This is a genomic window from Thermogemmatispora argillosa (assembly GCF_059696725.1).
The window spans coordinates 4,799,977-4,821,434 of the sequence record NZ_AP019377.1 but is presented as its reverse complement, the minus strand read 5'-3'; the positions used below and the strand labels follow the sequence as shown (position 1 = coordinate 4,821,434).

Below are 21,458 nucleotides of genomic sequence, written 5' to 3'. Positions count from 1 at the left end.
TCAGACAGCTTTGCAAGCAAACAAGCAAGCAAGACTAACCGGTAGCCTGGCGCACGACCCCCAGGGCAGCAGCCTGCTCCTGCGCCATTTGCCGCGCCCAATCGCGCGTCTGGAGAATCACCGGGATATCCGGCTGAGCCTGAGCCACCACGGCATGACGTTCTAGCACCGCCTCGATCAGGCGGGCGATATCAGTCAGGCTGATCTGGCCCGCCAGAAAGAGCGCGACCGCCTCCTCATCGGCCCCCACCAGCGCACAGGGATAGGTACCGCCGAGTTCAGCCGCCTCACGGGCCAGGCGATAGCAGGGGAAGCGAGCTACATCGAGAGGCTCAAAATGCAGCCGTGCCACCTGAACCCAGTCCAGAGGGCGAATCAAACGGCGCGCTGCTGCGTCCAAGCGCAACGGATAACTCAGCGCGTCGAGGATCGGCAGATGCATACTGGGCAGGCTCGCCTGCATTTTGATGGAGCCATCGATGAACTCGACCATCGAATGGATAATGCTTTCGGGATGAATCACCACCTCGATGCGATCATAAGGAACAGAGAAAAGCCAGTGAGCCTCGATGACCTCCAGTCCCTTATTCATCAAGGTAGCCGAATCCACCGTGATTTTCGGCCCCATGCGCCAGGTTGGGTGAGCCAGAGCCTGAGCGACCGTCACCGAGGGCAATTCCGCGAGGGGAGTCTGCCGGAAAGGGCCCCCGGAAGCCGTCAGGATCAAGCGACGCACTTCGGCCCCCTCTTCGCCCCGCAGGCACTGCCACAGTGCACTGTGCTCACTATCGATCGGCAAAATAGCTACTCCGGCCCGCCGCGCTGCCTCCATCACCAGATGGCCAGCCATCACCAGCGTCTCCTTATTAGCCAGAGCGATAGCCTTGCCAGCCTGGATGGCCGCCATTACCGGCTCCAAAGCTACCAGGCCGGAAGTAGCCACCACCACCAGATCCACCTGTGGCAACGTAGCCGCCTCCAGCAAACCACTCAGGCCAAAAGCCAGTTGGGGCGCAGGCTTCTTCTCACTCCTCCCGCCCCCGCTCACTACGCGCCGTGCCTCTTCCCGAATCGCCGGCGTTTCCGCGAAACAGGCTACGAGGGCAGGAGAAAATTCCTCAACCTGCTTGGCCAGCAGGGACAGATTACTATGGGCAGCCAGGGCTACTACCTCAAAGTACTCAGGGAAGCAACGCACCACATCTAATGTTTGCCTCCCAATTGAGCCAGTGCTTCCCAGCACGGCGATACGCCTGGGGAAGCACTCCATACCAGTTGTCGGACCCGTAGCCCAACGGCCAGGTTCTTTCTCAGCATTCCGTTCCATTGCTTTTTTGCCGCTCCCTTGCTGGCTCTACCCAGGGAATATTGTAGCACGGCAGAGCGAATACAGCAGGAGACGTTTTTGCACTTGTTCTCATGGTTGGGTCGGGACAGGACAGGGCCTCAAAGCCAACAGAGCGCCGTGCACCGGGTTAGTCTGCTTGCTCGACATGCTCAACCGCCAGCCTCATTCCCTGGTAGGCTATCTTCTGCCCAGATATGCCTGGCCTGGCCAGCCAGACTCTCTCTAACTGGCTTTGGAGCCTTTGCAGAGAGCGAAAGAGCACGATGCCTGGCAGCAGGCGCTCAGCCGGTTAGCGAGGAACCAGCAACACCAGCTGAGAGAAAAAGTAGACAACAACAGCAGCAAAGAGCAAGCTGTCGATGCGATCGAGCAAGCCACCATGACCGGGCATCAGCTGCCCACTATCCTTCACCTGAGCCTGGCGCTTCATCAACGACTCAGCCAGGTCGCCCAAGGTAGCCGCCAGAGAGAGGGCCAGGCCGAGGATCAGAGCCAGATACCAGGGGACCTGGAGCAGCCAACTGGCCAGCAGCAGGCAGAGGATCAGCGTACAGAGCAGGCCCCCAAAGACCCCCTCCCAGGTCTTGCCAGGGCTGATATGAGGCGCCAACTTATGGCGTCCCAGGAAATGGCCAGTGAAAAAAGCCGCCGAATCGAAAGTCCAGACAGCCGCAAAGAGCAAGAGCAGCCACCAGAGACCACGAGGAGGAGGCCAGCCGAACTGCGAGCCGCGCAACAAGAGCAAGAGGCTGAGCGGCCAGCCAAGATAGAGCGCAAAAACAACCGTTAGCGCCCAGTCGACCAGCGAACCATCGAGGCGCTCCCGCCAGAAGAGCAGCGGGAAGGCCACTAGCAAGGCGACGCCCAGGCTGATTTCTAGCAAGAGCAGACGCCACTGGGGGAACATAGACGCCAGCAACAGCAGCACCCCCAGCCCGAAACTCATCCAGAGCAAGGGACGGCTGCCCGAGTGCAACATCATCTGATGCAACTCGTAGCAGCCCCAGGCCAGCACAAAGAGCGCCGCCGCAAAAGCCACCCAGCCACCCAACCAGACCACGAGCAAGACAATAGGAATCGCGATAACGGCGGTCAGCACTCGCAGAACCAGTGTATTCGCCCACTGCCCGCCGCTGTCAGCAGCTCTCTTCCCTGATTGTACCTGTTTCTCGGTTGCGCGCTCCACGCGATGCTTCCACCTGCTTAGCGGCCACTGGGAGAAGCGACTAGCCGCCCGAAGCGCCGCTGGCGCTGGCGATAGCTCTCCAGGGCCGCGCGTAGATCTTCGCGCCCGAAATCGGGCCAGAGCGTTGGTGTTGAATAATATTCGCTATAGGCAGACTGCCAGATCAAAAAATTACTGACGCGCATTTCTCCGGCAGTGCGGACAACGAGATCAGGGTCAGGCAGGTCATGCGTATAGAGATAGGAACTAATCACCTCCTCGGTGATCGCCTCGGGCGGCAGCCCATCAGCGATAATCCGCCGCACGGCATCGACCAGCTCAGCGCGACCGCCGTAGTTAAAGCAGACACTCAGATGAATACGACTATTATGACGAGTCAGCTCCACTGACTCCTGAACGGCGCGCTGAATAGCAGGGGGGAGATCTTGCAAGCGACCAAGATGGCGCAGCCGCACCCCGTCACGATGCAACTTCTCCAGGTCAGAGCGGATGGTTTCCCAGAAAAGGCGCATGAGGCCCTCAACCTCTTCCCTGGGGCGGCCCCAGTTTTCGGTCGAGAAAGCATAGACACTCAAGTACTCAATATGCTCATCCACTGCGGCCTCTACCACGCGCCGGAGCGCAGCCACGCCTGCTTTATGGCCAGCCAGACGTGGCAAATGGCGCTGAGCAGCCCAGCGACCATTGCCATCCATAATAATAGCCAGATGACGCAGCGGACAGCTCGATCCCTGCGTTTGCCCCTGCTCCTGCCCCTGAGTCTGCAGAGCTTCCGCCCGCAGCCCCGGCTCCTGAGAGCGCACCTCTACCGCTGGTTGCGACTGCTCACTCTTTTTCCCTGTCGACGAGGGAAAAAGATCACGTATCCTGGTCAACGTCAGACCTCCAAAATCTCGTGTTCCTTGAGCTTGCCGATCTTATCCATCTCCTCGATGTAGCGGTCGGTCAGCTTCTGCAGGCGTTCCTGACCGCGCTTCAGCTCATCTTCGGAGATCTCCTTCTTCTTCTCACGGTCGCGCAACTTATCCTGAACATCGCGACGGATATTGCGCACCGCGACCTTGTGCTCATCCAACTTCTTATGAAGGAGTTTGACCATCTCGCGGCGCCGCTCCTCATTGAGAGGCGGAATCGCCAGGCGAATTACCTGACCGTCGCTACTGGGATTGATTCCCAGATCCGACTTCTGGATCGCTCTCTCAATATCCGGGAGCAGCTTGCGATCCCAGGGCTGGATCACCAACAAACGCGGCTCCGGCGCTGAGATTGAGGCGAGCTGGTTAATCGGCGTGGGGACGCCGTAGTAATCGACCTGAATCCGTTCCACGAGGGCAGAACTGGCGCGACCCGTGCGGATGCTCCCCAAATCATGGCGGAGCGCTTCCACAGCTTTCTGCATCCGGCGTTCGGCATCTCCGAAAATATCATCTACCATAGCAATGCTCCCATCGTAAGGTACCTTGGATACGCGTGCTGAGCAAGCGACAGACCAGGGCAGAGCGACTGGCGAGCGAGCCGCCAAGCAGACCGGGCGCGGCAAGCCCGTTCCTGTATGCTTGCTTGCGGTTTGCAGCCAGCCAGCCGGTATTCAGGCGCGCTCACTGACAGCGCTCTCCTCAAGGTCATGAACGAGCGTCCCACGCTTCTCGCCACGCATGATAGCCTCCAGCGTCCCAGGCTGATCGAAGTTAAAGACCACGATCGGCAGGTGGTTATCCTTGCACAGCGAGATCGCCGTACTATCCATCACCTTGAGGCCCATATTGAGCGCGCGCATATAGCTTAACTCTTCGAACTTACGAGCGTTCGCATTGCGCATGGGATCATCATCGTAGACGCCGTCAACCTTAGTGGCCTTCAGCAGCACCTGGGCATTCAGCTCGATGGCGCGCAAAGCCGCCGCCGTGTCGGTGGTAAAGAAAGGGTTGCCACTACCCGCCGCCAAGATCACCACCCGCCCCTTTTCGAGGTGGCGAACAGCACGACGACGGATAAAAGGCTCTGCCACAGGTGGCATCTCTATCGCCGTCTGAACGCGCGTCACCAGGCCGAGCTTTTCCATCGCATCCTGCATGGCCAGAGAATTCATCACCGTGGCCAGCATACCGACATAGTCGGCGGTCGCGCGATCCATACCCGCGGCAGCGGCATCTGCCCCACGCCAAATGTTACCGCCACCGATGACCATCGCTACCTCCACCCCAAGATCATGAACGCGCTTGACCTCTGCCGCGATCCGGCGGACCGCCACCGGATCGATTCCAATGCGTGGCTCGCCAGCCTCTGCAGTATGGCGGGGGCCCAGTGCCTCGCCACCCAGCTTGAGCAGGATACGCCGATATCGCAACGATGCAGCCGTCTGAGATTCAGCCATCTTCTCTTCTACTCCCATGCGCTTCTCGTCGAGGGGCGGCCTCGGCCCTGTCCCCGCGGGCGCCGACATGTGACCCCTTCAGATCCGGGCCAGCGTCGGTAGACAGGGAAAGAGGAAGGCAGGCCGGCCCTCAGCAGACAAGGCCGGAGCGGGAGCGGATGCCACCTTGGGCGCCTGGGCGGTCGTCCAGAGCGCATCTCGCTCGCCTCCAATCCCACACATAGCATAGCACGCCGCAAGACTGACTAGGAAGTGCCGCTTTCTACTCGCCCAAAGCAAAGCGACAGAAGCGACGAATCACAATGTTCTCCCCAGTTTCTGCAATGACTTTGCGTACCAGGTCTCCCACCACCTGGCTCTCATCGCGAATCCAGGGCTGCATCATCAACACCTGCTCACTGAAGAGTTTCTGAAGCTTGCCCTGAAGCACTTCTTCGCGCTTATGCTCCGGCACGCGCGCCATCGAGGGGTCCTCAAGGAGCTGCTGGCGCGCCTGCTCAATGACCTCCGCAGGCACATCCTCGTAATTCACATACTGCGGATTGGTGCCGGCGATCTGCAGAGCCAGCTCATTGGCCAGCTGGCGAAAGCTTTCGCTGCGCGCGACAAAGTCCGTGCTGCAGTTCAACTCCAGCAAGACTCCTACGCGGTTGTTGTGATGGACATACGAGAAGATGCCTCCCTGCTTGGTCTCACGACCGGCAGCAATCATCTTCTCCGCCTTGCGATTAGTCTTCGCATTGAGGATCTTGATAGCCTCCTCCCACGACTGGGCCTCCTCCAGAGCACTCTTGCAGTCGGCAAAGGTCGCACCGGTCTCCTCACGCAACCTCTTCACATCGGCAGCAGTATAGTTCATAAGGGTGTTTCTCCTTCAGCGTACTTTGATAGCATACTCAGGTTTCAGTCTGGCTGACAATGACTCTCGGTCACTCGCGGACGGTTCCGAGTGCTTGACAGATGCGATACAGTAGGATTCTAGGCCCCGAGTAGCTGGCCTGGCGGCGAGCCAGGCGAAGCAGGCCCAGCTCACGCCGCCGCACTCTGGCCCTCCTCTAACAGCTTTCCTTCAGGCCAAAGCGTATAGCTTGCCCCCGCCAGCCCACAGCCCAGACGGCATAGAGAGGACCTGGCATCCACGCCGGCCAGCTCCTTACGGAAACAACCTTTCTGCCTTTCCGGTCTGGCGCACGTGTGGTCACCAGGTCCAACGCCCAATCATGGCAGCCCAGCGTACAGCTACTGCCGGCTACAGGCCGCAAGCCGTCCGTGTTGACCCCGGCTGGGGGCACGCGGGATGACAAGAGAAGAGAAGAACAGCGTAGATGAATCCAGCCCGCAAGGCTACCTGCCTTGCCTACTCATCCGCCTGATTGCTTTGACCGCTTGCTACCCAGCGTAGGCAGCCTGGCCATTCCATCGGTAGACTCATTGAGCCGCCCTCCGGCTCGCCGAGAGCAATTGGCTGGCGCAGCCCTGATCTCTCTCCGGCACAGCAGTAGGTGCCGACGTTCCAGCCTCACAGGCGCTCGCTGGCAAAGCCTAGACCGAGAGAGGACGCCAGCCCAGGCCTGCCCACTCAGCTTCTTCCTCAGCAAGCGCAGGTAGCCGCCTCTCTCCAGCCAGCTGAAACCAGCCGGTCGGGGAGTGCAGGGTAAGCAAGCGCAACAGTGCAACGAGACTGCAACGGACGACAAACGGCAGGATGGGACAAGCTATAGGGGAGCGAGATGGCACTAGGATTCTCTGGCCACCAGCTCGGGCTCAGAAGCATCCGACGAATGCTCAGCCTCAGCGGCAGAGGAGGCAGCCTCACGCTGAGACGAGCCGGCACCAGAGGCTGAGGCCTCTCCGGCCTCCGTCTGAACAGCCCCTTCTTCGCCCGCAGCGACCACGCCCTCGGCAGGTGTCTCGCTATCCTTCTGCTGCGCCTCCAGCTCGCGGCGTCCTTCAATTACCGCATCAGCGATCTTTGAGCAGAGGAGGCGAACAGCGCGAATGGCATCATCATTGGCAGGGATCGGATAGTCGATCTCGTCGGGATCACAGTTCGTATCGGCCAGGGCCACGATGGGGATCTCCAGGCGGCGAGCCTCCAGCACAGCAGTATGCTCTTTGCGCGTATCGATGATGAAGACCGCCCCAGGTAGACGGCGCATTTCCTTGATGCCACCAAGAATGCGCTCCAGACGCACCAGATCATCTTGCAGGCGCTGCGCTTCTTTCTTGGGTAAGCGCTCGAACTCTCCTCGATCACGCCGCGCTTCCAGCTCGCGGAGATAGCGGATACGCCCCTGAATCGTCTGGAAATTGGTGAGCATCCCGCCTAGCCAGCGCTGGTTGACATAGAACATACCACAGCGCTTGGCTTCCTCCGCAACCGCCTCCTGGGCCTGCTTTTTCGTCCCGACGAACAACAGAGTTTCACCACTGGCAGCCAGTTCCTTCACAAACTTGTAGGCCTCGTTGAGACGCGCTACAGTTTGCTGAAGGTCAATGATGTGGATGCCATTGCGCTCCATGAAGATGAAGGGCTTCATTTTGGGATTCCAGCGCCGTGTCTGGTGCCCAAAATGAACGCCAGCTTCCAGAAGCTGTTTCATCGAGATGATGTTGGCCAAAAAACAGATCCTCCCTTTTATCCTCCGCTCTCCTCCTATCGGCGATAGGGTTCCCCTTGCTCGCTCCTTCGCGCTGCACAGCTTCCTGGTTGGCTGGCCTGCTCGTTCGCTCGCGCCCCTCCCCTCGCCACGTTGGTGCCAGGGCTGCTCAGGGTATTGAGATACCGAGGGTGTCGGGGCACCAGGGAAACGCCGATCAGAGAGCGTGTGTACTTGATAAGCAAGACAACACTACACTTGCCTTGACCCGCAGGAACCTTCGCTCCTGCTAACTTGCAAGTATAGCATAGGTTGCAGACGGACGCAAGCAAGATTTCCCGGCTCGCTCTCTCCCCACCCCCTACTCTGCTCCCCAACACCCCCGATCGCGCTTTTAGCCCCTGCTTCTTGGTGGCTATAGTACAGTGTAATGTGTACACATATTCACTTATGTGTGCTCTCCGATCCTGCACACGTGCATATTTGCTTATATACTGATAGAACTTAAGACTGCAAAGGAGGCAGAAAGGGTTACATTATGATTAGCGTTCTCGTAGCAGATGACCATACGTTGGTTCGACGTGTCGTGCGTGAGATCCTGGAACGGGCCGGAGATATGGAGGTGGTTGCAGAGGCCAGTAATGGCCTGGAAGCCGAGAACCAGGCTGCTCAAACTCACCCGGATGTTGTATTGATGGACCTGGACATGCCAGAATGTGACGGTTTCGAGGCCACAGAGCGCGTTTTAGCTTGCTCGCCGGAGTCACGTGTCGTCATTCTCACCGCCTCGCAGCAGGAGCAACTGGCGCTGCTTGCTATCCAGCGCGGAGCCATTGGCTACTTAACGAAGGATATTGAACCAGAGACGCTGGTGGCAGCTATCCGCTCCGCCGCACGCAATGAGATTTCGATCCCCGGTCCCCTGGCGACGCGCGTGCTGGCCCATCTGCGGACATTAACCCTCAGTGGTAAGCTTCGCGAGGTGCCGCCAGCCGACTTTTCTCAGGGCGCAGCCAGTCGCTCTTTCTATTATAAGGTTCAGCAGCGGCTCCACGGCTCGGCGCTTAACCTGCAAAATCTCTCGCGCCCCCTCACAGAGCGCGAAATCGAGGTCCTCGATTTGATCCGCAAAGGACGCAAGAATAGGGAAATTGCCCAGGAACTCAATATAGCAGAATCAACGGTACATAAGCACATTCAGAATATTTTTGAAAAGCTACATGCGCGTAGCCGTACCGAGGCTATTTATCTACTTAGCTCGCGGAGCTGAGCACTGAGTGAGCGGCGCGCCTCGCGCCTGGCCGCTCTCGCGGGCGGAGATCTGTCGCCTGGCCTGTTCATCCATCCGCCCACTTATCTGTCTGCTGATGGCTCTCTTGCTCCGGGGTTGTTACGCCTCGCCCTGGCTGAGAGCAGATGACCTGGTCAGCCTACCTCTGCTCTCAGCCAGCCTTCGCCGAGCCGGCTGGCGCGCTCAGGCTGAGGCCGGGCTATGCTGCCCGCTTGGGCTGGGCCCGCTGGAGCTGGCAACGGTGAGCAGATCGCGCACAACCTCTTTAATATGGGAGCTGGAGAGGCCATAGAGTTCTTTGAGAATAGAAGGGGCCCCGTGCTCGACAAGGCGATCTGGGAAGCCAATGAGTTTGACCTGGACATTATGGTATCCTTCGCGGGCAAGCAATTCCAGGACGGCGCTGCCGAAACCGCCCGCTACCATGTGGTCCTCAATGGTAACCAGGCAGCGCGTGGTACGTGCCAGAGTCAGAATGAGCGTCTCATCTAGCGGCTTGGCCCAGCGCGCGTTGACAACCGCGACGCTGATTCCCTCCGCCTTTAGTTCTTTGGCAGCCTGCTCCGCCAGCTCGACGGTGGTACCATAAGCGAGTAAGGTGCACTGACAGCGCTCGGCCTCTTCAAGAGTTGATGGTTGGAGCAGCTCGGCTTTGCCAATCTCCAGGGCGCGTAGCTCTTTGTCTAGCGGCACACCGCGCGCCTTGCCACGCGGATAGCGCAGGCAGACTGGCCCATCCATGTACAGGGCCGTGTAGAGCATATGACGCAGCTCGTTTTCGTCGCGCGGGGCCATGACCCGCATGTTAGGGATCATGCGCATGAAGGCGATATCAAAGAGGCCATGCTGCGTGGGGCCATCCTCTCCGACGACTCCGGCGCGATCCATTGCAAAGACAACGTGCAGGTTCTGCATGCAGATGTCATGGATAACCTGGTCAAAGGCTCGCTGCATGAAGGTGGAATAGATGGCAACGACAGGGCGCAGGCCTCCGACAGCCAGACCGCCAGCAAAGGTCACAGCATGTTGCTCGGCGATGCCGACGTCGAAATAGCGCTCGGGGAAACGCTGATGCAACTTCTTCAAGCCTGTGCCCTCGGCCATAGCGGCAGTAATGCCGACAATAGATTGGTCGCGCTCGGCTAGCTCAACCAGGGTATTGGCAAAGACCTCTGTATAGGTCGGTGGATCGTTAGGATTCTTCTTAATGACGCCGGTGCGGTAGTCGAAGGCCCCAGGTCCATGCCACTTGGTGGCGTCCTCTTCAGCAAAGGTCCAGCCCTTGCCTTTCTTGGTGACCACCTGGACCACAATCGGCCCTTCGATGCGCTTAATATTTTCCAAGACATCGATGAGCAACGGAAGGTCATGCCCATCAAAGGGGCCAAAGAACTTGAAACCCAGCTCTTCAAAGATGGTTCCGCTTTTACTATGCAGGACAAACTGCTTGAAACTGGTCTCAGCGCGGGCAGCAGCCTCTAGAGCAACATCGCCCACCACCGGGAGGCGTTCGATAGAGCCTTTGGTCATTTCTCTGAGACGCTGGTAGCCAGGTGAGGTCTGCATGCGCCGCGCCCTGGCGAGGACGGCGGCGATGGCCCCTACATTGTCTGAGATTGACTTCTCGTTATCGTTGAGGATAATAATGAGATTCTTCTTTAAGCTGCCAGCGTTATTGAGCGCCTCCAGGGCCATACCACCGGTCAGGGCCCCGTCACCAATGACGGCCACTACTTTGAAATTCTGGCCCAGGAGATCGCGCGCCACGGCCAGCCCCAGAGCGGCAGAGATGGAGGTACTGGCATGGCTGGCGCCGAAGACATCGTAGGGACTCTCCTCGCGGCGGAGATACCCCGACAGGCCTCCGAACTGGCGGATTGTGCGGAAGCGCTCGCGACGCCCGGTCAGCAATTTATGTACGTAGGCCTGGTGACCAATATCCCAGACAAGCAGATCGTGAGGGGTATTGAACACAGTATGCAAAGCAATAGTCAGTTCTACGACTCCCAGGTTAGGAGCAAGATGCCCCCCTCTGGACGAGACGGTCTCGATAATTTCCTGACGAATCTCTGCGGCCAGCGTACGCATCTCAGCAATACTGAGCGAGCGAAGCTGAGCCGGACTGTCAATGCGATCCAGTATCCTTGCCAAGGCGGTCCTCCCACAGGAAAGCTTATCCCGTATTATAGGGCGGAGGAGACAGCGAAAGAAAGGTCGCGATACGACAGAGGCATGCACCTAAAGCCTTGACAGGACAACGGCTGCGGCTCATGCGAAAGGTGGAGGCGCGGCAGCCAGCCGCCAGGCGTGGTCGTGTCAACTGCTTTCCGGCGACAAGCCGACTGGAGGGCCTGCCAGGGTATAGCCGGTAGCCTCTTGACATGGTTCCACTTTCTTCTTATTATGGCCTTTCGGAAAAAGCATATGGGACATCCAGGTGGGTTGGAGCGTTTCCAGGAGATCAACGCTCCCCCGCAAGGGGAGGTCCGTTTACGCGCTAGAATGATGGCAGGCGTGGCCCAATGGACCGCTTGACGTTGCCCTTTCCTGCCGGTATACTGATCACATTGGGGTGGAGGCGGCTCTCCTACATCCCTTCAGTGTTTCGTCTCCCGCAACTCTGTCCGTGCCGTGGGAATGAGGAAGATCCCCTTTCAGCCTGTGAGTAAACGAGTCGAGCTAAACCGAGCCAGCCAAATAGCCAGCAAGCAGACAAGCAACACGGCTGAAGCAGCCCCGCAGAAGAGCATGTCGACAGAGTCGCCAGGGAGACGAGCAGCACGCCCGGTCCGGGGAGAGAGGCACCGGCAGTAGTGCCCAGGCGGCTTGCCGTCTGAACGGACATTACGGCGCTTTTGTCGTCATCTTCTGATTCTGTTTAGGGAAAGGAGGCGGCGCTTTTCCCCAGATTCCTGATGGGGGTCGTTGCGCCGCAGGTCCAATGACGAGGAAAGAGAGCGAAAAGGACACCGAACGTCCGCACTACTATTCGCAGTTCTGGCTCGATGTCGCCGCCGGACGCCGGGTGATCGGCAGCTCCAAGACCACTGAGGAGAGCGAGACGGGCGAGCGCGACTCCCAGGAGTCAGGGGCAGCTCGAAAGTCGGCCCGCGGTGGCCATACGTCCAGCAGTGAAAGCCGCGACCGTGAGGAGTCTCGCACTCCCCAGGCGGAAGCGGTCACCGCTAAGGCTCAGCCGCCAGAGCCTGAGGTGACTGCGCCCGCAGCTCAAGCGGCTACTACCGTTCCAGAAGAAGAGGCCTCTCCCACCGAGGACGAGGAGAGCGAGGTTGAGGCTGCTGAGGATGAGGAGCTGCTAGAGGAGGCTCTTGAAGCCGAGCCTGACGAGGAGGATGAGGAAGAGCCTGAGCTAGGCTACGAGGACGAGGAGGAGGAGGAGTTCTTTGAGGATGAGGAGGAAGATGAGGACCTCTGGCCCGGCGGCAAGGGGAAGAAGAAGCATTTGAAGCCCGGTCGTCAGACCAAGGCTTCGAAGCGCCCGCGACGGGATACGCGCCGCGGTTATTAGACGGCGCTCCTCTATCTAGTATCAGGCTGATAGGCAGGTTCAGCACAACGCTCAAAGAGAGAGCCGGCGGCAGCAGCTGGTTCTAGTTTGCGTGTGGCTGATCCGCTGGTGCGTCAGTTGGTTCCAGGGAGGAAAAGCCAGGAGCCGGTTTCTGGCTCCTGGCTTTTTTGCTGATGCATCACTTATCTGCAGCAGCCCGCTGGCGACAGCTTGTTTGGCTTCATGCTCGCTCCCGTCAGGGGTAGATGCCGCGGATTTGCGTAGCCTCAGCCACGCGCGAGATAGCCAGCATGTTAGCGGCCAGCCGCAAATCGCAATGATATTGCTCGGCCTTCTCAACTACTGCAGCAAAGGCCCGGTTCATGATGATCTCCAGCTTCTGGGTGATCTCTTCGACGCCCCAGAAGAAGCTCTGAAGGTCCTGCACCCACTCGAAGTAGCTGACCGTGACGCCGCCGGCATTGGCCAGGATATCCGGGATTACGATCACACCCTTGCGCCCAAGAATCTTATCGGCCTGGGGCGTTGTCGGACCGTTGGCCGCTTCGGCAATGATGCGCGCCTGGATACGACCGGCATTGGCCTCGGTGATGACTCCTTCGGTCGCCGCCGGGATCAGGATATCGCAGGGAACTTCCAGCACCTCATGAGGGCTGATCTGTTGAGCCGCCGGGAAGCCCACTACGCTCCCTCGCTCTTGCTTGTGCCGCAGCACAGCAGCAGGGTCTAAGCCGGCCTCGTTATAGATTCCACCCCGCGTATCGCTGACAGCCACGATTTTACAGCCCTCCTGATGGAAGAGGCGTGCCGCAATCGAGCCAGCATTACCGAATCCCTGGATGCTGACGCGCGCACCGCGCAGGGGCATTCCGATCCGGCGCGCCGCCTGACGAGTAACGAAGAGCACCCCCATCGCTGTCGCATCGTTGCGCCCTTCGCTGCCCCCAATAGAGAGCGGCTTGCCAGTGACGACGGCGGGAATAGAAAAGCCCTCATGCATCGAATAGGTGTCCATAATCCAGGCCATAATCTGAGGATTGGTGTTGACATCGGGCGCCGGAATATCGCTGTGAGGGCCAATAATGATCGAGATTTCAGTTGCGTAGCGCCGTGTCAAGCGCTCTAGCTCGCCCGGGCTCATGGCCTTGGGATCACAGATGACCCCGCCCTTAGCTCCCCCATAGGGAATACCCACGACCGCACACTTCCAGGTCATCCACATGGCCAGTGCCTTGACCTCGTCCAGGGTCACATCGGGACTGTAGCGAATGCCGCCTTTGGCAGGCCCGCGATTCACGTTGTGCTGTACGCGATAGCCGGTAAAGGTTTTGATGCGGCCATCATCCAGGCGTACAGGAAAGTTGACTGTCAGCTCACGCTTGGGCTTGCGTAGAATCTCTCGCATGTCCTCCGAGAGATTCAGCCGATCGGCAGCCTCCTCAAACTGCTGAACAGCCATTTCATAGGGATTAACACGGGTCTCGCGAGAGGACTTCACGTCGTTGTGCAGGTCCACGTTTTTGCTCCTTTTCCGTCCGTAGGTTGCAGTTGAGAGCAGGCTCAAGCTGGCCAGCGATCGAAGCGGCCAAGAGCAGCCAGGCTGGTCCGCTTAGGGACACTGGCTCGGCCCGGTAGGTAGCGCCCCGCTATCAGCACCAGTCAGCTAGACCTCTTCAGGCCGTGGGAGCCTCGTCGAGCTTAGCGCGCAAGAGCTTCTGAACAAGATCGGCCTTGGCTTGACCGCGCGTGCGCTTCATGATCTGACCGACCAGGTACTGAGCGGCGTTGGTCTTACCCGAGCGGTAATCGGCCACGATCTTCGGGTTTGCCTCGATGACCTCTACGATGATGCGTTCCAGCGCTTGCGGATCAGTAATCGGCGGCTCAATACCTTTGCGTACCACGATGGCCTCGGGTAGCTCGCCGCTGACAAAGGCCTCATCCAGCACCTCCTTGGCTTGCTTACCAGTAATGCGCTGACGATCAAGGAGGTCGAGCAGATTGACGAGGGCCTCGGGCTTCAACGGACAGGCAACAGGGGCGATACCATGCGCATGGAGCAGGCGCACAACCTCGCTCAGGAGCCAGTTACTGGCCGCACGCGCCCTGGCCTGGCGATCCTGGACATGGGAGGAGAGGGCCATTACCTTATCAAAGTAGTCGCCCAAGGCTTTCTCTTCTGTAAGAATATCGGCATCCTGAGCCGAGAGGCCATAGTCACGCTGATAGCGTAGCCGCCGGGCATCGGGCAGCTCTGGCAGGCGCGCCCGCAACTCCTCAACCCACTCGCGGCTGATCACCAGCGGCGGCAGGTCCGGCTCAGGGAAGTAACGATAATCATGGGCATATTCTTTAGTACGCTGGGGCACTGTGACGCCCCGCGCCTCGTCCCAACCACGCGTCTCTTGCTGAATCGCCCCGCCAGCCCGCAAGACTTCGATTTGACGGCGCGCCTCATACTCCAGGGCCTGCTGCAGGGCTTTGAAGCTATTCATATTCTTAATCTCGGTCTTCACCCCTAGCGTCTGCTGGCCACGGGGACGAACCGAGATATTGGCATCACAGCGCAGGCTACCCTCCTCCATCCGCCCCGAAGAGACCCCCAAATAGACCAGGATTTGGCGCAGCTTCTGCATGTAGAGCCGGGCTTCCTCCGGGCTGCGCATGTCCGGCTCGCTGACGATTTCGATCAGCGGCGTCCCAGCGCGGTTGACGTCAACGAGGCTGTAGCCATCTCGATGCAGCAACTTGGCCGTATCTTCTTCAAGATGAACGCGGGTGATACCGATGCGCCGCACCTGCCCATTGCACTCAATCAGCACATAGCCATTGCGACTGAGAGGAAGATCATACTGAGAAATCTGGTACCCTTTCATCAAATCAGGGTAAGGATAGTTCTTGCGGTCAAACTTGGAGTATTCGGGAATGCTGCAGTTGAGCGCGAGGGCCGTCATAATAGTGTAGGCGACCGCCTCCCGATTGATCACCGGCAGCACGCCCGGCATACCCATGCAGACGGGGCAGACATGCGTGTTGGGGGCCGCATTGGCGTAGTCGGTGCTGCAGGAGCAGAACATCTTGCTCCGCGTAGTGAGCTGAGCGTGAACTTCGAGACCAATGATAACCTCGAATTCTGTGGTAACCTCAGTCTGAGCAGGTACAGCCATCTTTCCCAACCTTCCTGAAAGCTTCTTCAGCGTCACTGTCACCCGTTAGTCTAGCCCTTTCCCCTGGATTCGTCAACTGGGTAGCCGTGACAGGCTTAGTTAGGGCCTGACTGCCAGCCTCTTCGTTCGATACTCTCAGCCATCGCTTCATCGGACTACTACCCCACCCGCTGCCCTCCTTTCGCTAAGGACCGCACAGAGGCTGGCTGGCCAGGCGGTCACAGCGAGACAGGCAGGAAAGTGGAGCGGGAGTCCTTGCCAGATACGGATGACTCTGGTATACTGAAGGCACAACATCGTGGGACGTCTTGCGCCGAAACGCAGGCTCTCCCTGGTAAACTCTGGAAATACCTTTTGTACTGCTTCACACGAGAGAACTGTTGCTGAGACTCATCAGGTACGGTGCCCTCCTCTTGCAGAGAAGAGAAGAGAAGAGGAGACAACGCGCTACCACGACATGACGAGGCACACCAGCGAGCGGATGAGGAGAATGACCACCTATGTCCCTGATTAATATGGCCAAACGCGAGATCATTTGTAAGCTCGTCTACTACGGTATTGGCTTGTCCGGCAAGACTACCAACCTGCACTATATCTATCAGGCAGTTGATCCCCGCGATGTGGGTGAGATGGTCTCAATCGATACCGAGACAGAGCGTACCCTCTACTTCGATCTGTTGCCGTTGGAACTGGGTAAGGTCAATGGCTTCTCGATCCGTTTCCAGCTCTATACGGTGCCCGGCCAGGTGCTCTACCAGCAGACGCGGATCTCGGTGCTGAAAGGCGCTGATTGTGTGATCTTCGTGGCCGATTCCCAGGCCAGTAAGCTGCAGGAGAATATTGAGAGCTGGAATGAGCTTCAGGAGCAGCTGCGCCGCATGAATAAGAATATCGCTGAGTTCCCGCTGGTGATGCAGTGGAATAAGCGCGATTTGCAGGATATTCTGCCAGTGTCGGTGCTTGAACAGTACTTGAACCCGTATCGCGTCCCTAGCTTCGAGGCCGTTGCCGTCACCGGCTATGGCGTCATCGAATGCCTGCGTGTCGCTATTAATGCGACGCTCCGCCGCCTCGAACGCATCTAGTCCAGCTTATTGACGGCGCTCGCTCGCCTCGCCCTCCTCCGATGGCAAGGAGATGCCGCTTGCTTCTCTTCCGGCTGGCAGGATGGCCCGATCCTTTTTTCAGCAACTCTTTCTCCCAGTGTCTCTTCCACCGCCCATGTAAAATAACTTTATTCTTGTCCTGCCTGTTGTTCATCGAAGGTTTTCTGTGTATAATACAGTGAAACCTGGTTGTCTTCTCCTTTTCTCCGAATGGGGAATTGGCCTTTCCTCCTGCTGAGGATGAAAGGCCGCTGCTTTGGAATGGCCCAGCTTTGCAGGTGGGCCGTTTGCTTGACCGATCGACCGACCGACTGTCTCGTTGCGAGGTTCGTATGGAGACTATCCGTGTCATCATCGTTGATGAGCAGCCGTTGTTTCGCGAAGGCATTCATTACACGCTGGAGCATTTGGGTCACTGTACCATCGTTGGCGAGTCCACTAATCCCGCCGAGATCCTGGCGCTGGCACGCGACCCGGGAGCTGAGGTGATCTTGCTCGACGCTGGCCTTAAGAGCATAGACGCTCTGGAGCTGGCTCGGCAGCTCCGCCAACTGGCCCCCCAGATGGCTATTGTGATCCTCACTCCCTCTGAAGACGAGGAGCGCCTTTTTCAATCGATCAAGGTGGGCGCCGCCGCCTACTACACCCGCAATATTTCGCCCGAGGAGCTGATTGAGGCTGTCCAACGCGTAAATCGCGGCGAGTATTTGATCAATGATGAAGTGCTCGCCCGACCTCAGATCGCTAGCCGTGTGCTGCAGTCATTGCGCGAATTACCTGTAGCAGCCCAGGATGGGGCCGATGAGGGCAGCGGCAAAGATAGCTACTCGCCGCTCTCCAGCCGTGAAATTGAGATCCTGGATTATATCGCCCGCGGAAATAGCAATAAGGAGATCGCGAAATCCTTGAAGATCAGCGATCAGACCGTGAAAAACCATATTACTTCGATTCTCAAGAAGCTCGCGGTGAATGATCGTACTGCGGCAGTGGTCCATGCCCTGCGCCACGGCTGGATCAAGATTCAAGATACATAGGCCGAGGAAAGAGGAGAGGCCACACCTACGACGAGCAAGGCTCGGGCCTGGCTGGGGCCTTTCAACCCAGGATTGGGTGGAGATGGCCGCCCTGAACTAGGTCCAAAGGCTCAGAAGCACTTTGCCGCTCTTGGCATCAAGAAACAGGTAGAAGTCATAGCTTGAGCGCGGGAAAGGTGTAGGATCAACGGAGGCATCGGCTGGCTGTAACGGTATCTGCTCGTAGATAATCATCCAGGCAGGAACTTTCTCAATCTGGGGCCGGCTAGCATTGTGGGGAATGTAGGTAAGCAGGACATAGCGTGCCAACACCTTTTTGGCTTTGCTGGCCGCCTCTGGCTGCCAGTGGCTCGCCAGCAGCAGCGCCTGCTCCTGTGTAATGCTGGCCGGTTGTGAGGGAGTGCCAAGAATAATGCCGGCGGTATAAAGGGCAGGAAGCTGGACAGTCGAGGTCTGATTTGTCACTGGCAGGTGAGGAATAACCAGCCTCAGCCCACTCTGGGGCTGTCTGAGCAGGGCTAGCAACCAGATCAGTCCGATCCCCAGAAAGAGCGCCCCGATGAGGCCGCTGATTTTCCAGGTCCATGATTGGATACGCTGCCGTCGCTTCATGCCGACGCCTCTCCCTTCTTCTGCGTACGCCTGACCCGCCTGCAAGGCATTGGCGAGTGAATCGTCGACCATCTGTCCCTCACAGGCAGGCTGGCCAGTGGCTTGAGCCGGCAGGGGCCTGGCCCTTCGGCTGGCTCTCTGCCGCCTTGCTCAGTCGCGCCGTCACCCAGCATTGCCAAGTATAGTCGAAGATGCCGGGCCGAGACAAGCATTCCCTTTGCGAAGAGGAGGCATCGCGCTCATGCGGTATGCCATAATGAGAATGAGAAGAAGCAGAAGAGCAGGAAGGGCTGAGCCTGTCTGCGGCTGGCAGGTTTTGTTCAGCCCGGCCTGCCAGCCTTGGGCAGAGAGAGCGAGCACCCACTTGCTGAGGAGGAAGAAGCAGAAGCAGCAGGGGGCACCTCTTGCCGGCTGTGGTACCCTGAAAGAGACTGTTGCTTAGCCCTAGGGCGAGAGGCCGGCCATTGTAGCCTCTGACCTCTCGCTTGTGTCTGTGTGGTAAGCGCCGCCCAGAAGCCAGTCCAGTAAGCGAAGAAAGGGAGCTTGATTTCCGTGAAAGTATTCGGACGCATGACTGTTTTCCCTATCATGCCCGCCCGTATTAGTCGCCTCTATGAGCTTGCCTATAATCTATGGTGGAGCTGGCACCCCGAAGCCTGCGCACTGTACAGCACACTGGACCCTGAGCTGTGGGAGACGGTTGGTCATAATCCTGTCCACTTCCTGAGTGAGGTGCGGCCACAGTATTTAGAGAAGGCTGCGCATAATCCGCAGTATCTGCAGGCCTATGATCGGGTGCTGGAGGAATTCGATCGCTATATGCACCCGGCGCCGGGCAGCACCTGGTTCGCGCGCACCTACCCGGAGCTGACCCAATGCGTGATTGCTTATTTCTCGGCTGAGTTTGGCCTGCATGAGGCGCTGCCTATTTACTCCGGCGGCCTGGGCATTCTGGCGGGAGACCATTGCAAGGAGGCCAGCGATCTGGGTCTGCCATTGGTGGGAGTGGGCTTTCTCTACCCCCAGGGCTACTTCCGGCAGAGCATTACTCGCGAGGGTATTCAGGAAGCTTTCTACGATAAGCTGATCTTCTCTCAGGTGCCGGCCACTCCAGCCTGTGGCCCCGATGGTAACGAGGTGCTGATTAGTGTCGATTTGCCGGGGCGACGTATCCACGCTAAGGTGTGGCGCGTCCAGGTAGGCCGTATTCCTCTCTATTTGCTGGATACCGATGTTGAGCCGAATGCCCCCGCTGATCGTGAGCTGGCGGCTCGCCTCTACGGCGGCGACCGTGAGATGCGCATTTCTCAGGAAATCGTGCTAGGCATCGGAGGAGTGCGCGCGCTGCGCGCTTTGGGCATTTCTCCTGCTGTCTGGCATATCAATGAAGGCCATGCCGCTTTTCTCAATCTGGAGCGCTGTCGCGAGTTGGTGGCCTGTGGCCTGACTTTTCGTGAAGCGCGCGAGGTGGTGGCCGCTAGCTCTCTCTTTACAACGCACACCCCAGTACCCGCAGGTAACGATACTTTCAGCTACGATTTGATTGATAAGTATTTCAATACCTACTGGGGACAGCTCGGCCTTTCGCGCGAGCAGTTTCTGGAGGTGGCGCGCGAAGATCATGGCTGGGGACCAACCTATGGGATGACCGTGCTGGCTCTGCGCCTGACAGGACAGCATAATGGGGTGAGTAAGCTGCATGGGGCTGTTTCGCGCCGTATGTGGCAGTTCCTTTGGCCAGGCGTTGACCCCGATGAGGTGCCCATCGATTCAATCACGAATGGTATCCATACCCTCTCTTGGGTAGCCCCTGAGATGAATGCTCTCTTTCAGCGCTATCTGGGACCAGATTGGGCCGAGCACGTCGATGAGCCGGATCTCTGGAATCGCGTGCTGGAGATCCCCGATGAGGAGCTATGGCAGGTGCATTTGCAGCGGAAGCGCTTGCTGATCGACTACGTGCGCCGTCGCTTGAAGCAGCAACATCTGCGCCTGGGCGAGGGACCGCTGCAGATGGCAGAGTTTGAGCGCATGCTTGATCCCGATGCTTTGTTGATCGGCTTCGCACGCCGCTTCGCTACGTATAAGCGCGCAACGTTGATCTTCCGCAACCTGGAGCGCTTGAAGCGGATTATGAATAATCCTGAGCGTCCTGTGCAGATCATCTTTGCAGGTAAGGCTCATCCTGCCGATGAGCCAGGCAAGGCGCTGATCGAGCAGGTCTATCGCATCTCGCGTAGCGATGATTTCCGCGGTAAGGTGATCTTCCTTGAAAACTATGATATCGATATGGCTCGCTATCTGGTGGCGGGTACGGACCTCTGGTTGAATAATCCGATCCGCCCTCATGAAGCGAGCGGCACCAGTGGTCAGAAGGCCGCTTTGAATGGACAACCTAACTGCAGCGTGCTCGATGGTTGGTGGGCAGAGGCTTATAACGGGCGCAACGGCTGGGCTATCGGCGAGGAGCGTGAGTATCATAATCCCGATATCCAGGATGAAGCTGATAGCCTGTCACTCTATGACTTGCTAGAGGGTGAGATCATCCCTACCTACTATGAACGCGATCTGGCCAATAGTGGCCTCCCCCATCGCTGGATAAGCTATATGAAAGAAGCGATCCGCTCCTGTGCCCCTCACTTTAGCACTCGACGGATGGTGAAAGAATATACTACGCGCTTTTATGTCCCACAGATCCAGCAGGGCCAGCGCGTTGAACAGAACGCCTATGAGCTGGCTCGGGCGCTGGCTCAGTGGAAAGAGCGCATTCAGCGACACTGGGATAGCCTGGCGCTCTACGTCGAGGGACGGCGTGAGGGTCAGCTCAGTCTAGGTGAAAGCATTGAGGTGCGTGCCTGGGTCCGCGCACAAGAGATTACACCAGATGATCTCCTGGTCGAGCTAGTCTACGGCGAGAGCAGCGACGGTGAGCAGGTCACCAGCCAGCGAGCTATTCCTATGCAGTATCGGCATCAGGAACAGGATGGCTCTTATCGCTATGAAGCCCGCCTCCAACCGGAAGAGAGCGGCAGCCTGGTCTATGGCGTGCGTGTGCTGCCTAATCATCCGCTGTTAGCCGGAAAGCATGACATGGGCCTGGTACGTTGGGCCTAGGCCACTCATTGGATCTAGACCTGGTGATCTGAGCTACCAGCTTGAGAGACTCAACCGATTGCTCTCGTGTCAGTGAATATGGGCGGCACTGGCACCG

General features: G+C 58.3%; 16 protein-coding genes. 5 read left to right on the top strand and 11 right to left on the bottom strand.

From position 1 onward, the window contains the following. Positions 1-34: 34 nt before the first annotated feature. The 7 genes from dxr to rpsB form a co-directional block, all read right to left on the bottom strand. Complete coding sequence (dxr, locus tag AC6H1L_RS18875) at positions 35-1,270, bottom strand: 1-deoxy-D-xylulose-5-phosphate reductoisomerase (protein WP_497601572.1); 1,236 nt, start codon at positions 1,268-1,270, stop codon at positions 35-37. Positions 1,271-1,637: 367 nt separating this feature from the next. Further along, positions 1,638-2,534: a phosphatidate cytidylyltransferase gene (locus AC6H1L_RS18870; RefSeq protein WP_497599002.1), complete on the bottom strand. Its 897-nt coding sequence runs from the start codon at positions 2,532-2,534 to the stop codon at positions 1,638-1,640. A 17-nt stretch (positions 2,535-2,551) separates the two neighbouring features. Further along, positions 2,552-3,229 carry a polyprenyl diphosphate synthase gene (gene uppS, locus AC6H1L_RS18865; protein WP_497601571.1) on the bottom strand — a complete coding sequence of 226 codons (678 nt, stop codon included), beginning with the start codon at positions 3,227-3,229 and terminating at the stop codon, positions 2,552-2,554. 182 nt (positions 3,230-3,411) lie between these two features. Further along, positions 3,412-3,969 (bottom strand): ribosome recycling factor, encoded by a 558-nt coding sequence (gene frr, locus AC6H1L_RS18860; protein WP_297167906.1) that lies wholly within the window; start codon positions 3,967-3,969, stop codon positions 3,412-3,414. Positions 3,970-4,122: 153 nt separating this feature from the next. Beyond that, entirely contained in the window at positions 4,123-4,908 is a 786-nt protein-coding gene (gene pyrH / locus AC6H1L_RS18855; RefSeq protein ID WP_497599001.1) for a UMP kinase, read from the bottom strand. Between the two features lie 262 nt (positions 4,909-5,170). Further along, positions 5,171-5,767, bottom strand: coding sequence for an elongation factor Ts (gene tsf / locus AC6H1L_RS18850; protein WP_497599000.1), 597 nt, complete (start codon positions 5,765-5,767; stop codon positions 5,171-5,173). 877 nt (positions 5,768-6,644) lie between these two features. After that, positions 6,645-7,511 carry a 30S ribosomal protein S2 gene (rpsB, locus tag AC6H1L_RS18845; RefSeq protein ID WP_497601570.1) on the bottom strand — a complete coding sequence of 289 codons (867 nt, stop codon included), beginning with the start codon at positions 7,509-7,511 and terminating at the stop codon, positions 6,645-6,647. 535 nt (positions 7,512-8,046) lie between these two features. Between rpsB and AC6H1L_RS18840 the strand changes: the two genes are divergently transcribed. Then, positions 8,047-8,778: a response regulator gene (locus AC6H1L_RS18840; RefSeq protein WP_497598999.1), complete on the top strand. Its 732-nt coding sequence runs from the start codon at positions 8,047-8,049 to the stop codon at positions 8,776-8,778. 204 nt (positions 8,779-8,982) lie between these two features. On the opposite strand, the gene dxs is transcribed toward AC6H1L_RS18840, so the two are convergent. Next, entirely contained in the window at positions 8,983-10,950 is a 1,968-nt protein-coding gene (gene dxs / locus AC6H1L_RS18835; RefSeq protein ID WP_497598998.1) for a 1-deoxy-D-xylulose-5-phosphate synthase, read from the bottom strand. Positions 10,951-11,740: 790 nt separating this feature from the next. On the opposite strand from dxs, the gene AC6H1L_RS18830 reads away from it, so the two are divergent. Continuing rightward, entirely contained in the window at positions 11,741-12,328 is a 588-nt protein-coding gene (locus tag AC6H1L_RS18830) for a hypothetical protein (RefSeq protein ID WP_497598997.1), read from the top strand. 235 nt (positions 12,329-12,563) lie between these two features. On the opposite strand, the gene AC6H1L_RS18825 is transcribed toward AC6H1L_RS18830, so the two are convergent. Both AC6H1L_RS18825 and gatB read right to left on the bottom strand, forming a co-directional pair. After that, on the bottom strand, positions 12,564-13,787 hold the full coding sequence (locus tag AC6H1L_RS18825) for a Glu/Leu/Phe/Val family dehydrogenase (protein WP_497601569.1): 1,224 nt from the start codon (positions 13,785-13,787) through the stop codon (positions 12,564-12,566). Positions 13,788-14,001: 214 nt separating this feature from the next. Next, complete coding sequence (gene gatB, locus AC6H1L_RS18820) at positions 14,002-15,495, bottom strand: Asp-tRNA(Asn)/Glu-tRNA(Gln) amidotransferase subunit GatB (protein ID WP_497598996.1); 1,494 nt, start codon at positions 15,493-15,495, stop codon at positions 14,002-14,004. A 500-nt stretch (positions 15,496-15,995) separates the two neighbouring features. Between gatB and AC6H1L_RS18815 the strand changes: the two genes are divergently transcribed. Both AC6H1L_RS18815 and AC6H1L_RS18810 read left to right on the top strand, forming a co-directional pair. After that, positions 15,996-16,580 carry a GTP-binding protein gene (locus tag AC6H1L_RS18815; RefSeq protein ID WP_322481196.1) on the top strand — a complete coding sequence of 195 codons (585 nt, stop codon included), beginning with the start codon at positions 15,996-15,998 and terminating at the stop codon, positions 16,578-16,580. A 353-nt stretch (positions 16,581-16,933) separates the two neighbouring features. Beyond that, the gene (locus AC6H1L_RS18810) at positions 16,934-17,635 is read left to right on the top strand and encodes a LuxR C-terminal-related transcriptional regulator (RefSeq protein ID WP_497598995.1); all 702 of its coding nucleotides are present in this window, start codon (positions 16,934-16,936) and stop codon (positions 17,633-17,635) included. Between the two features lie 96 nt (positions 17,636-17,731). Here the strand turns inward: AC6H1L_RS18810 and AC6H1L_RS18805 are convergent, their stop codons facing one another. Continuing rightward, complete coding sequence (locus tag AC6H1L_RS18805; RefSeq protein WP_497598994.1) at positions 17,732-18,247, bottom strand: hypothetical protein; 516 nt, start codon at positions 18,245-18,247, stop codon at positions 17,732-17,734. A 570-nt stretch (positions 18,248-18,817) separates the two neighbouring features. Between AC6H1L_RS18805 and glgP the strand changes: the two genes are divergently transcribed. Beyond that, the gene (glgP, locus tag AC6H1L_RS18800; protein ID WP_497601568.1) at positions 18,818-21,361 is read left to right on the top strand and encodes an alpha-glucan family phosphorylase; all 2,544 of its coding nucleotides are present in this window, start codon (positions 18,818-18,820) and stop codon (positions 21,359-21,361) included. The last annotated feature ends 97 nt before the right edge of the window (positions 21,362-21,458 follow it).